12 protein-coding genes are annotated in these 12,111 nt (G+C 67.3%); 5 read left to right on the top strand and 7 right to left on the bottom strand.

The genetic code is table 11. The annotated features are described in order from the left end of the window. The first annotated feature begins 22 nt into the window (after positions 1 to 22). The 4 genes from gap to secG are packed head-to-tail and all read left to right on the top strand — an operon-like array spanning position 23 to position 3,350. Positions 23 to 1,045: a type I glyceraldehyde-3-phosphate dehydrogenase gene (gap, locus tag BST15_RS03500; RefSeq protein ID WP_046188051.1), complete on the top strand. Its 1,023-nt coding sequence runs from the start codon at positions 23 to 25 to the stop codon at positions 1,043 to 1,045. Positions 1,046 to 1,052: 7 nt separating this feature from the next. Next, positions 1,053 to 2,291 (top strand): phosphoglycerate kinase, encoded by a 1,239-nt coding sequence (locus BST15_RS03495; protein WP_046188052.1) that lies wholly within the window; start codon positions 1,053 to 1,055, stop codon positions 2,289 to 2,291. Further along, complete coding sequence (tpiA, locus tag BST15_RS03490) at positions 2,288 to 3,073, top strand: triose-phosphate isomerase (protein WP_046188053.1); 786 nt, start codon at positions 2,288 to 2,290, stop codon at positions 3,071 to 3,073. The genes BST15_RS03495 and tpiA overlap by 4 nt, the downstream gene beginning before the upstream one ends. A 43-nt stretch (positions 3,074 to 3,116) precedes the next feature. Next, positions 3,117 to 3,350, top strand: a complete 234-nt coding sequence (gene secG, locus BST15_RS03485) for a preprotein translocase subunit SecG (protein WP_046188054.1) — start codon at positions 3,117 to 3,119, stop codon at positions 3,348 to 3,350. Between the two features lie 59 nt (positions 3,351 to 3,409). Here secG and BST15_RS03480 read toward each other — a convergent pair whose 3' ends face one another. The 6 genes from BST15_RS03480 to tkt are packed head-to-tail and all read right to left on the bottom strand — an operon-like array spanning position 3,410 to position 10,327. Continuing rightward, positions 3,410 to 3,808 (bottom strand): ATPase, encoded by a 399-nt coding sequence (locus BST15_RS03480; RefSeq protein WP_046188055.1) that lies wholly within the window; start codon positions 3,806 to 3,808, stop codon positions 3,410 to 3,412. Next, positions 3,808 to 4,551 carry a 6-phosphogluconolactonase gene (gene pgl, locus BST15_RS03475; protein WP_046188056.1) on the bottom strand — a complete coding sequence of 248 codons (744 nt, stop codon included), beginning with the start codon at positions 4,549 to 4,551 and terminating at the stop codon, positions 3,808 to 3,810. Before pgl ends, BST15_RS03480 begins: the two co-directional genes overlap by 1 nt. Next, positions 4,548 to 5,459 (bottom strand): glucose-6-phosphate dehydrogenase assembly protein OpcA, encoded by a 912-nt coding sequence (opcA, locus tag BST15_RS03470; protein WP_046188057.1) that lies wholly within the window; start codon positions 5,457 to 5,459, stop codon positions 4,548 to 4,550. Before opcA ends, pgl begins: the two co-directional genes overlap by 4 nt. Before the next feature lie 59 nt (positions 5,460 to 5,518). Beyond that, positions 5,519 to 7,075 carry a glucose-6-phosphate dehydrogenase gene (gene zwf / locus BST15_RS03465; protein WP_046188058.1) on the bottom strand — a complete coding sequence of 519 codons (1,557 nt, stop codon included), beginning with the start codon at positions 7,073 to 7,075 and terminating at the stop codon, positions 5,519 to 5,521. A gap of 4 nt (positions 7,076 to 7,079) precedes the next feature. After that, positions 7,080 to 8,192, bottom strand: coding sequence for a transaldolase (gene tal / locus BST15_RS03460; RefSeq protein ID WP_046188059.1), 1,113 nt, complete (start codon positions 8,190 to 8,192; stop codon positions 7,080 to 7,082). Positions 8,193 to 8,227: 35 nt separating this feature from the next. Next, entirely contained in the window at positions 8,228 to 10,327 is a 2,100-nt protein-coding gene (gene tkt / locus BST15_RS03455; RefSeq protein WP_046188060.1) for a transketolase, read from the bottom strand. 210 nt (positions 10,328 to 10,537) lie between these two features. Here tkt and BST15_RS03450 point away from each other — a divergent pair, with 210 nt between their 5' ends. Next, positions 10,538 to 11,461, top strand: a complete 924-nt coding sequence (locus BST15_RS03450) for a heme o synthase (protein ID WP_046188061.1) — start codon at positions 10,538 to 10,540, stop codon at positions 11,459 to 11,461. Between the two features lie 9 nt (positions 11,462 to 11,470). Here BST15_RS03450 and BST15_RS03445 read toward each other — a convergent pair whose 3' ends face one another. Next, positions 11,471 to 11,950 (bottom strand): NUDIX hydrolase, encoded by a 480-nt coding sequence (locus BST15_RS03445; protein WP_046188062.1) that lies wholly within the window; start codon positions 11,948 to 11,950, stop codon positions 11,471 to 11,473. Between the last annotated feature and the right edge of the window lie 161 nt (positions 11,951 to 12,111).

The raw sequence follows: 12,111 nt of genomic DNA, 5'->3' as shown, positions 1-12,111 counted from the left end.
TTCGTAACACGAGGAGAGACCAGTGACGGTCCGGGTAGGCGTGAACGGCTTCGGCCGCATCGGTCGGAACTTCTTCAGGGCATTGGATGCACAGAAAGCCCTGGGCAACAACACCGACATCGAGATCGTCGCGGTCAATGACCTCACCGACAACGCCAGCCTGGCGCACCTGCTGAAGTTCGACTCGATCCTGGGCCGCCTGCCGTATGACGTCAGCCTCGAGGGTGACGACACCATCGTCGTGGGCAACACCAAGATCAAGGCCCTCGCGGTCAAGGAAGGCCCGGCGGCCCTGCCCTGGGGCGACTTGGGCGTCGACGTCGTCGTCGAGTCCACCGGCATCTTCACCAACGCCGCCAAGGCCAAGGGGCACCTGGACGCCGGCGCCAAGAAGGTCATCATCTCCGCTCCGGCCACCGATGAGGACATCACCATCGTGCTGGGCGTCAACGACGACAAGTACGACGGCAGCCAGAACATCATCTCCAACGCCTCGTGCACCACGAACTGCCTGGGCCCGCTGGCCAAGGTGCTCAACGACGAGTTCGGCATCGTCAAGGGCCTGATGACCACCATCCACGCCTACACCCAGGACCAGAACCTGCAGGACGGCCCGCACAGCGACCTGCGTCGCGCCCGCGCCGCGGCCATCAACATCGTGCCCACCGGTACCGGTGCGGCCAAGGCGATCGGGCTGGTGCTGCCCGAGCTCAAGGGCAAGCTGGACGGCTACGCGCTGCGGGTGCCGATCCCCACCGGCTCGGTCACCGACCTGACCGCCGAGCTGAGCAAGTCGGCCTCGGTCGACGACATCAACGCCGCCATGAAGGCCGCCGCCGAGGGGCCGATGAAGGGCATCCTGAAGTACTACGACGCGCCGATCGTGTCGAGCGACATCGTCACCGACCCGCACTCGTCGCTGTACGACTCGGGGCTCACCAAGGTGATCGACAACCAGGCCAAGGTGGTCTCCTGGTACGACAACGAGTGGGGCTACTCCAACCGTCTGGTTGACCTGATCGCCCTCGTCGGCAAGTCGCTGTAACGCGATCGTGGCCGTCAAGTCAGTCCAAGACCTGATCGCCGAGGGCGTAACGGGGCGGGGCGTGCTGGTGCGCTCCGACCTCAACGTTCCGCTCGACGAGAACGGCACGATCACCGACGCGGGCCGGATCATCGCCTCGGTGCCGACCCTGCGCGCGCTGGTCGATGCCGGCGCCAAGGTCGTGGTGACCGCCCACCTGGGCCGCCCCAAGGACGGTCCGGACCCCAAACTGTCGCTGGCGCCGGTTGCGGCCGCGCTCAGCGAGCAGTTGGGTCGGCACGTCCAGCTGGCCGGTGATGTGGTCGGCACCGACGCCCTGGCCCGCGCCGAGGGGCTGACCGACGGTGACGTGCTGCTGCTGGAGAACATCCGTTTTGATGCGCGGGAGACCAGCAAGGACGACGGCCAGCGCCTGGCGCTGGCCCGAGCGCTGGCTGAGCTGGTCGCGGCGCCGGACGGTTCGCCGGGGGCCTTCGTCTCCGACGGATTCGGTGTGGTGCATCGCAAGCAGGCGTCCGTCTATGACATCGCCACGCTGTTGCCGTCGTACGCCGGGACCCTGGTCGCCGCCGAGATCACGGTGTTGCAGCAGCTGACCGAGTCCACCGAGCGGCCCTACGCCGTGGTGCTGGGCGGGTCCAAGGTCAGCGACAAGCTGGGCGTGATCAAGTCGCTGGCCACCAAGGCCGATTCGATCGTGATCGGCGGCGGGATGTGCTTCACCTTCCTGGCCGCCCAGGGCCTGCAGGTCGGCACCTCATTGCTGGAGGCCGACATGGTGGACACCTGCCGGCAGCTGCTCGATGACTACGCAGATGTGCTGCGCCTGCCGGTGGACATCGTGGTGGCCGACAAGTTCGACGCCGCCGCCACCGGCGAGGTCGTTGCCGCGGAGGCCATTCCGGACGGCAAGATGGGCCTCGATGTCGGCCCGGGTTCGGTGGATCGGTTTGCCGCGTTGCTGGGCAACGCCAAAACCATCTTCTGGAACGGGCCGATGGGCGTCTTCGAGTTCCCGGCTTTCGAGGCCGGCACCCGGGGTGTGGCCGAAGCTATCGCAGCAGCCACCGCCAAGGGAGCGTTCAGCGTGGTCGGCGGGGGCGACTCCGCCGCGGCGGTACGGGCGCTGGGTCTGCCGGAGGACGGCTTCTCGCACATCTCCACCGGCGGAGGTGCTTCGCTGGAATACCTTGAGGGCAAACCACTCCCGGGCCTGCAGGTCTTGGAAAACGGAGGACTGTCATGAGTCGCAAGCCGTTGATCGCCGGCAACTGGAAGATGAACCTCAACCATTTCGAGGCGATCGCTCTGGTGCAGAAGGTGGCTTTCGCGCTGCCGGACAAGTACTTCGACAAGGTCGACGTCACGGTCTTGCCGCCGTTCACCGACCTGCGCAGCGTGCAGACCCTGGTCGACGGCGACAAGCTCAGGCTCACGTTCGGTGCCCAGGACCTCTCGCAGCACGACGCGGGCGCCTACACCGGCGAGGTCAGCGGGGCGTTCCTGGCCAAGCTGGGCTGCACCTTTGTGGTCGTCGGGCACTCCGAGCGTCGCAGCTACCACGGTGAGGACGACGCGCTGGTCGCCGCGAAGGCCGCCGCCGCCCTCAAGCACGGCCTGACCCCGATCATCTGCATCGGTGAGCACCTTCAGATCCGAGAGGCCGGCGACCACGTCGAGTACTGCCTGGAGCAGTTGCGCGGTTCCCTGGCCGGGCTGAGCGCCGAGCAGATCGGTGCGAGCGTCATCGCCTACGAACCGGTGTGGGCCATCGGCACCGGCCGGGTGGCCGGTGCGGCCGACGCGCAGGAGGTCTGCGCGGCGGTGCGCAGCGAGCTGGGCAAGCTTGCCTCGCCCAAGATCGCCGACACCGTCCGGGTGCTCTACGGCGGCTCGGTGAATGCCAAGAACGTGGGCGAACTCATCGGCCAGCCCGATGTGGACGGTGGTCTGGTGGGCGGAGCCTCGCTCGATGGTGAGCAGTTCGCGATGCTGGCGGCGCTGGCCGCCGGCGGGCCCCTCCCTTGACCCGGCGCCGGAGCCGGCCTGAGACGAACGGTAGGGTAGCGGAATGATCTTGACGCTGCAGATTCTCTTGGTGATCACCAGCTTGCTGGTGATTCTGCTGGTGCTGCTGCACCGCGCCAAGGGCGGCGGCCTGTCGACGCTGTTCGGCGGCGGTGTGCAGTCCAGCCTGTCCGGTTCGACGGTGGTTGAGAAGAACCTGGACCGGCTGACCTACTTCGTGATCGCGATCTGGCTGACCTCGATCATCGCGGTGGGCCTGCTCATCAAATACGCCTGAGTCCGGGGGGCGGCAGCCAGCGCGCCGCGGCCCGACGGATCTGTCCGAGCGTCCAGACGTCAGCGCACCACCCGATTTCGCATGGCATTGAATACGCCGCGCACGGCGTTCTCGGTCGCCGTCAGGGGCGCCATCGCCGTCTCGCCGACTTCGACCAGGTAGTCGATCCGGCTGACGATCGCCTCCACCGGCTCGATCAGCGTGACCAGGCGACGAGCGAGATCATCCAAGCTGGACATGGTCTCCTCAAGGTGGTCCAGGCCGCCGCCCAGGCGTTCGATCGTCGCGTTGAGATGAGACAGTGAACTGTTGAGCTCGTTCATGGTGCCGCCCAGACCATCAAGGACATCTTCGAGCTGCCCGACCGTCACGTCGGCGTTCAGGGCCGCCTGAGCCAGCGTCTTGAGTCGCTTACGTTCCGTGCCGGATCCCGAGCTTCTGTCTGCCATAGCGCTCATTATGACGTGGCGGGCAGCAGCGATGCCGCCGCTTCGTCGAGCAACCAGACCGTCTGCTCACGCCCGATCGCTCCGGCGGCGGGCACCGCCACCGGGTCGGCACCTCCGACCGCGGCCGCTACCGCCTCGGCCTTGGCTTCCCCGGCCACCACCAGCCACACCTCGCGGGAGCGCTGAATCGCCGGCAGTGTCAGGGTGATGCGGCGCGGGGGCGGCTTCGGCGAGTCGTGGACCGGGAGCACCAGCCGTGCGGATTCGATGACCGCCGGGGTGTCCGGGAACAGCGAGTTGACATGGCCCTCGCCGCCCATGCCCAGCAGGTGCACGTCGAAGTCGGGCGTGCGCTCACCGGGTTCGGCATGATCGGCCAGGAGCTGCTCGTAGGCCAGCGCCGCCACGTCCAGATCATCGCCGAATGCGCCGTCGCTGGCGGCCATCGCGTAAATGTTGCCCGCCGGGATACCGACGTGGTCCAACAGCGCCTCTCGGGCCTGCTTCTCGTTGCGTTCAGCGTCGTCGCCAGGCACGAAGCGGTCGTCGCCGAAGTAGACGTGTACGCGTTCCCAGTCGATCCGTGCGGCATGTTCGCCGAGTCTGCGCAGCAGCCCGATGCCGGTTCCGCCGCCGGTCAGCACCAGCAGGGCACGGCCTCGGGCCGCGATGGCCGACTCGACGGCGTCCGCCAGCCGGTCACCGGCGGCGGCGACCAGGGCGTCCACGTCGGGGTAGGGCGCAACGATCACAGGTACTCCACTTCTTCGAGGCCGGCCAGCGCTGCGCCGTAGATGAGGTCGGGATCGAGTCTGCGCAGGTCTTCGGCCAGGCATTCGGCGGTGACCCGGCGGGGTAGCGGGACCAGGGCTTCGGGCTTGCCGGTGCGGCGCAAGGTGGCGGTCACACCCTCTTGCGGGCGGCTCAACGACACGGTCTCGCTGTCGCGAGTCAGCTCGATCTTGAGGTCGCCGACCGTGCGGCGGACCGGACCGTCGATGCGGCTGGCCAGCCAGCCCGCCAGCATGTCCAGGGCGGGTTCGGTCGCGAGGCCCGACACCACCGCCGAACGGATCGGCTCGAATGGCGGCTGATCCAGTGCCGAGGCGAGCAACGCCCGCCAGTAGGTGACCCGGCTCCACGACAGGTCGGTGTCGCCGGCGGTGTAGCCGTTTCGGCGGCTGGTGATCGCTGCCCGGGGATCGGGGGCGTTGGTGGCGTCGGTGATCCGCCGCAACGCCAATGCTCCGAGCGGGTCCGTGGCCGGCGATGCCGGCGCGGTGTCGGGCCACCACGCGACCACCGGGATATCGGGAAGCAGGAAGGGCACCACGACGGCGTCGGCGTGTTCGGCCAGCGGGCCGTGCAGCCGCAGCACCACGATCTCGCTGGCGCCGGCGTCGCCGAACATTCGCAGCTCGGCGTCCAGGCGGGCCTGTGGCGCCTCGGTATCGCCGGTGACCACCACGATCACCCGGCTCGGGTGTTCTTGGCTGGCGATATTGGCCGCGGCGACGGACTCGTCGAGCAGCGCGTCATTTCCGATCGCGATGATCAGGGTCAGGACCCGGCCCGTCGTCGCCGCACCCACCTGCTCGCGAATCGCGTCGAGCTTCTTGTTGATAGCGGTGGTAGTGGTGTCGGGAAGCTCGATGATCATGAGCGCCGCTCCTCCTCATCGCTCATCCTTCGCTCTGCATCGTCGGCGGCGCGGATCATCTAGGGCCTCCGCCATTCCCGACCGGATCGCGTGAGCATCTCGAACGACGACTTCGGGCCCCAGCTCCCGGCCACGTACGGCTCGGGCTGGCCGTGCTCGGCCCAGTTCTCGAGCACCGGATCGAGTATCTCCCAAGATAATTCGACCTCGGCATTGACCGGGAACAGTGACGGCTCACCCAGCAGCACATCCAGGATCAAGCGTTCGTAGGCCTCCGGGGAATCCTCGGAGAACGCCGATCCATAGGAGAAGTCCATGTTGACGTCGCGGACCTCCATCAGGTGACCGGGCACCTTGGATCCGAACCGCAGCGTGATTCCCTCGTCGGGCTGGACCCGGATGACGAGTGCGTTCTTGCCCAGCTCGTCGGTCATGGTGGCGTCGAACGGCAGGTGCGGCGCCCGCTTGAACACCAGCGCGATTTCGGTGACCCGCCGCCCCAGGCGCTTGCCGGTCCGCAGGTAGAACGGCACACCCGCCCAGCGTCGGGTGTCGACTTCCAAGGTGATCGCCGCAAACGTCTCGGTCCGCGAATCGTGGGCGAACCCGTCCTCGTCGAGCAGGCCCACGACGTGCTGGCCACCCTGCCATCCGGCGGCGTATTGGCCGCGGGAGGTGGTCTCATCCAACGGCTGGGCCAGTCGGGTGGCCGAGAGCACCTTGATCTTCTCGGCCTGCAATTCGGCGGGGGAGAAGCTCACCGGCTCCTCCATGGCGGTGAGCGCCAGCAGCTGCAGCAGGTGGTTCTGGATCACATCCCGGGCCGCCCCGATGCCGTCGTAATATCCGGCTCGCCCGCCCAGGCCGATGTCCTCGGCCATGGTGATCTGTACGTGGTCGACGTAGTGGGCGTTCCAGATCGGATCGAACAGCTGATTGGCAAAGCGCAGGGCCAGGATGTTCTGCACGGTCTCTTTGCCCAGGTAGTGGTCGATCCGGAACACCGACTCCTCCGGAAAAACGCTGTTGACCACGGAGTTGAGCTCGACAGCACTGGTCAGGTCATGGCCGAACGGCTTCTCGATCACCACCCGGCTCCAACGGCCGTCGCGCGGCCGGGCCAGCCCCGTCGAGTGCAGCTTCTCGCACACCACCGGGAAGGCCCCGGGCGGAATCGACAGGTAAAAGGCATGATTGCCGCCGGTACCGCGTTCGGTGTCGAGATCTTCGAGGGTCTTGGCCAGCCGGGCGAAGGCCTCGTCGTCATCGAAGGTGCCTGTCACAAAACGGAATCCGGCCGCCAGCCGATCCCACACCACCTGGCGAAACGGGGTCCGGGCATGTTCCTTGACGGCCTGGTAGACCACGTCGGCAAAGTCTTCGTCGGCCCAGTCCCGGCGGGCGAACCCGACCAGGGCAAACGTGGGCGGCAGCAGCCCACGGTTTGCTAAGTCGTAGATCGCCGGCATCAGCTTGCGCCTGGCCAGGTCTCCGGTGACCCCGAAGATCACCACGCCGCAGGGACCAGCGATACGGGGCAGGCGTTTGTCCCGCTTGTCGCGCAACGGATTGCGCCATTCCGTTGCGGCGTTGCGCGCTGCCCCGGCGCCGCCCATCAGATCACTTGGCCCCGTCGAGCTGCGCCGCGGTGGCCTCCAGCAGCTCACCCCAGGACGCTTCGAACTTCTCTACGCCTTCGGATTCCAACACGATGAAGACGTCGGTGACATCGATCCCCACCGCCTCGAGTTTCTCGAACACCTGCTCAGAGGCCGCCGCGGTCCCGGTGATGGTGTCGCCGGTGACCTCACCGTGGTCGGCCACCGCATCCAGCGTCGGCTCCGGCATGGTGTTGACGGTATGCGCCGCAACCAGTTCGGTGACATACAGGGTGTCGGGATAGTCCGGGTTCTTGACCCCGGTGGACGCCCACAGTGGGCGCTGTACCCGGGCGCCGTCGGCGGCCAGCGCGGCGAAGCGTTCACCGGTGAAGACCTCTTCGTAGGCGGCGTAGGCCAACCGGGCGTTGGCGAGGCCGGCCTTGCCGCGCAGGGCCAGCGCCTCGGCCGAGCCGATCTTCTCCAGCCGGGCGTCGATCTCGGTGTCCACCCGGGACACGAAGAATGAGGCCACCGAGTGAATCGTGGACAGGTCATGCCCGGCGGTCCTGGCCGCTTCCAGGCCAGCCAGGTAGGCGTCCATCACCTCGCGGTGCCGTTCGACCGAGAAGATCAGGGTGACGTTGACCGAAATCCCCTCAGCCAGAACCGCGCTGATCGCGGGCAGCCCCGCCTTGGTGGCCGGAATCTTGATGAACAGGTTGGGTCGGTCGACGATCTTCCACAGCTCGACGGCCTGGGCGACGGTCTTGTCGGTGTCGTGGGCAAGGCGCGGATCCACCTCGATCGAGACCCGCCCATCCACGCCGTCGGAGGCCTCCCACGCCGCAGCCAGCACGTCGCACGCGTTGCGCACGTCATCGGTGGTGACGGTGCGGATCACCGCGTCCACGTCGGCGCCACGAGCGGCAAGCTCGGCCAGCTGCTGGTCGTAGGCATGTCCCTTCTCCAGCGCCTTCTGGAAGATGGTCGGGTTGGTGGTCACCCCCACCACGCTGCGGGTGGCGACGAGTTCGACGAGGTTGCCCGAGGTCAGCCGGTCACGGGACAGGTCATCGAGCCATACCGACACGCCGGCGGCGGCCAGAGCGGCAAGCTTCGGATTCTGAGTCATGTTGCGCTCCTTCTCGATCGACCAGTCGACCGATGTCAGTTGTCCAGGGTTCTGATGGCCGCGGCGACGACGGCCTCCGCGGTCACGCCGAACTCGCGGAACAGCGTCTGGTAGTCGGCTGATTCGCCGTAGCGCTCGATCGACACGATCTCGCCGGTGTCGCCGACGATCTTGTGCCAGCACTGTGCGATGCCGGCTTCGACGGCAACTCGCGCCGACACCGAGGGCGGCAACACCGCGTCGCGGTAGTCGACCGGCTGAGATTCGAACCACTCCAGGCAGGTCATCGACACCACCCGAGCGGTGATGTCCTGGGCCGCCAAGATCTTCTGCGCTTCGACCGCGAGCTGCACCTCCGACCCGGTGGCGATCAGCACGACGTCGGGCTGATCGGTACCGGCGGCATCGAGACCACCGAGCACGTAGCCGCCGCGCGCGACACCCTCGGCATCGGTGCCCTCCAGGATCGGCACATTCTGCCGGGTCAGGATCAGCCCCACCGGGCCGCTGTCTGCGCCGCGAGCCAGCACGGTACGCCAGGCGTAGGCCGTCTCGTTGGCGTCGGCCGGACGCACCACCGAGAGCCGGGGGATGGCACGCAACGCCGCGAGGTGCTCGATGGGCTGGTGGGTGGGGCCGTCTTCACCCAGCCCGATCGAGTCGTGCGTCCACACGTAGATGGGGTCGATGTCCATCAGCGCGGCCAGCCGCACCGCCGGCCGCATGTAGTCCGAGAACTGCAGGAAGGTGCCGCCGTAGGCGCGGGTAGGTCCGTGCAAAACGATGCCGGACAGGATCGAACCCATGGCGTGCTCACGGATCCCGAAGTGCAGGGTACGGCCGTACGGGTCCGCGCTGTACTCGCCGGTGGAGATCGAGGTCGGGCCGAACGACTTCACCCCGTCCATGGTGGTGTTGTTGCTGCCCGCCAGATCGGCTGAGCCGCCCCACAACTCGGGAAGCTTCGCGCCCACGGCGTTGAGGACCTTGCCGGATGCCGCGCGGGTGGCGACGGCCTTGGAACCGGGCTCCCAGTGCGGCAGCTCGGCGTCCCAGCCCTGCGGCAGCTCACCGGCGAGCAAGCGGTCCAGCAGCGCTTTGCGCTGCGGCTCGCGGGCTGCCCACGCCTCGAACTGCTCCTGCCACTCGGCGTGGGCCTGCTTGCCTCGCGCCACCAGGGCGCGGGTGTGGGTGATCACGTCTTCGCGCACGTCGAACGCCTTCTCGGGATCGAAACCGAGCGCGGACTTGGTGGCTGCCACCTCGTCGGCGCCCAGCGCCGAGCCGTGGATGCCCCCGGTGTTCATCTTGCCGGGGGACGGGTAACCGATGATCGTGCGCAGCGAGATGAACGACGGCTTGTCGGTGACGGCCTTAGCCGCCGCAATCGCCTCCTCGATGCCGGTCACGTTCTCCCCGCCCTCGACCTCCTGGACATGCCAGCCGTAGGCGCGGTAGCGGGCCGCGGTGTCCTCGCTGAATGCGATCGCGGTGTCGTCTTCGATGGAAATCTTGTTGTGGTCGTAGAACACGATGAGGTTGCCCAGCTGCTGGACGCCGGCCAGCGAGGACGCCTCGCTGGTCACGCCCTCCTGAACGTCACCATCGGAGGCGATCACGTAGATGAAGTGGTCGAACGGGCTCTCGCCCGGCGCGGTGTCCGGGTCGAACAGGCCGCGCTCATAGCGCGCCGCCATCGCCATGCCGACCGCCGAGGCCAGACCCTGACCGAGCGGGCCGGTGGTGATCTCCACGGCCTTGGTGTGGCGGAACTCCGGGTGGCCCGGGGTCTTGGAGCCCCAGGTGCGCAGAGCTTCGATGTCGGCCAGCTCCAGCCCGAAACCACCCAGGTAGAGCTGGATGTAGAGGGTCAGGCTGGAGTGTCCGCAGGACAGCACGAAACGGTCGCGGCCCAGCCAGTCGGTGTCGGAGGGATCGTGGCGCATGACCCGCTGGAACAGCGTGTAAGCCAACGGCGCAAGGCTCATGGCGGTGCCCGGGTGGCCGTTGCCGACCTTCTGCACCGCGTCAGCGGCCAGGATCCGGGCGGTGTCGACCGCGACGGAGTCGATCTCGGCCCAGTCTGCCGGGTGGTGCGGGGCGGTAAGAGCGGAGATCTCTGCAGCAGTGGTCACGAACTTCAGGTCCTCATCTTCGGGATTGGGTCTTCACAACAGGCCGAGTTGCTTCTCTCACCCTAGTGCGGGCGAGCGCAGTGTTGCAGGTGCGGTCGCCGTGTGTATTGCGGAGCGAATTGACCCTGCGATTCGGACGACCTGGCCAGGCGGTCTACCATCGTCGGTAGTAGAAGCTGGCGTCGCAGCTGCCATCCTAGGAGTCATCACGTGAGTATTCGCGAGCGCGCGCAGCCGCGCCGAATACGCGCCGTGCGCAGCACGTTGTTGGCGTACCTGTCGCTGACCAAGCCCCGGATCATCGAGTTGCTGCTGGTCACGACCATTCCGGCGATGCTGTTGGCTGACCGCGGCACGGTGAATCCGCTGCTGATCTTCAACACGCTGATCGGCGGGATGCTGGCGGCTGCCAGCGCCAATGCGCTGAACTGCGTCGTCGACGCCGACATCGACAAGGTGATGAAGCGCACTGCGCTTCGCCCGCTGGCCCGCGAGGCGGTGCCGACCCGCAATGCCCTGGTGTTCAGCCTGGGGCTCGGTGTCGGCTCGTTCCTGTGGCTGTGGCGCACTACGTACTTGATCTCGGGCCTGCTGGCCGTGGCCACGATCGCGTTCTACGTGCTGGTCTATTCGATGATGCTCAAGCGCCGTACGTCCCAGAACGTGGTGTGGGGTGGGGCGGCCGGCTGCATGCCGGTGGTGATCGGCTGGTCGGCGGTCACCGGCACCATCGGCTGGCCCGCGGTGGTGATGTTCCTGGTGATCTTCTTCTGGACGCCGCCGCATACCTGGGCGCTGGCGATGCGTTACAAGGAGGACTACGCGGCGGCAGGGGTGCCCATGCTGCCGGTGGTCGCCAGCGAGCATGTGGTCACCCACCGGATCGTGGTCTACACCTGGGCGACCGTGCTGGCGACGCTGGCGCTGGTGCCTGCTGCGGGGTGGCTGTATGCGGCGGTCGCGGTCCTGGCCGGCGCCTGGTTCCTGGCCATGGCCCACCAGCTCTACGCGGGCGTGCGGCGTGGTGAGCCGATCAAGCCTCTGCGGTTGTTCCTGCAGTCGAACAACTATCTGGCGCTGGTCTTCTGCGCGCTGGCAGTCGACTCAGCGATCGGGCTGCCCACCCTCTTCTAGGCTCTTGTCCTAGGGACTTCGGCTCCACTCGAACCGGGTTGTCGCACCCGCCGCGAACGCTGCGTCGATGCGGGCCGTCATCCGCTCCGGCATGTCGGGCAGTGCAGTGCGCGCACACCACCGCGCAGCCGTGCTCTCGTCGTCGGCGGGATAGGGCTCTCCCGCCACCCAGCGCAGAACAAAGACGTGGTCGAGGTATTGCGCCTGGTCGCCGTTGACGTGCGTCACCGGTGCGGTGACGTGGACCCAGGCCAGCCGGACGGGAATCGCGGTCACACCGGTCTCTTCGGCCACCTCCCGCACGGCGGCGTCCGCCGGCTCCTCGCCGGGGTCCACGATTCCGGTCACGGGTGCCCAGACGCCGTTGTCGGCCCTTTTGACCAGCAGCACTTCATCGTCGCGGATCACCACCGCCGTCACCCCGATCAGCCAGAGCGGCGCATGGCCGATGTGGGTGCGGAGCTCGACGATGAACGGCGGGGTCGGCATGTGAACGATGGTGCCAGCTGGGCATCGGCTTCACAGCAGCGACGCAGGCAATAGGGGGCTTGCGCATCTGGTGCCGGTGGGCGCACGCGGTCTTCAATTTTCGATAATGAAAACCATATTCATTAACTGGTCGGTTGGTGGCCCGTGACCGTACCGACTCC

The sequence above is a fragment of the Mycolicibacter arupensis genome (genome assembly GCF_002086515.1).
Lineage (GTDB): Bacteria > Actinomycetota > Actinomycetes > Mycobacteriales > Mycobacteriaceae > Mycobacterium > Mycobacterium arupense.
Note: the sequence above shows the minus strand (reverse complement) of the source record. Positions and strands in the feature narration are given on the sequence as shown.

Bases quoted from the DNA above. Each gene is read 5' to 3' on its own strand.
- tpiA (WP_046188053.1), top strand. From the start codon at position 2,288: ATGAGTCGCAAGCCGTTGATCGCCGGCAACTGGAAGATGAACCTCAAC.
- secG (WP_046188054.1), top strand. From the start codon at position 3,117: ATGATCTTGACGCTGCAGATTCTCTTGGTGATCACCAGCTTGCTGGTG.
- BST15_RS03480 (WP_046188055.1), bottom strand. From the start codon at position 3,808: ATGAGCGCTATGGCAGACAGAAGCTCGGGATCCGGCACGGAACGTAAG.
- opcA (WP_046188057.1), bottom strand. From the start codon at position 5,459: ATGATCATCGAGCTTCCCGACACCACTACCACCGCTATCAACAAGAAG.
- zwf (WP_046188058.1), bottom strand. From the start codon at position 7,075: ATGGGCGGCGCCGGGGCAGCGCGCAACGCCGCAACGGAATGGCGCAAT.
- tal (WP_046188059.1), bottom strand. From the start codon at position 8,192: ATGACTCAGAATCCGAAGCTTGCCGCTCTGGCCGCCGCCGGCGTGTCG.
- BST15_RS03445 (WP_046188062.1), bottom strand. From the start codon at position 11,950: ATGCCGACCCCGCCGTTCATCGTCGAGCTCCGCACCCACATCGGCCAT.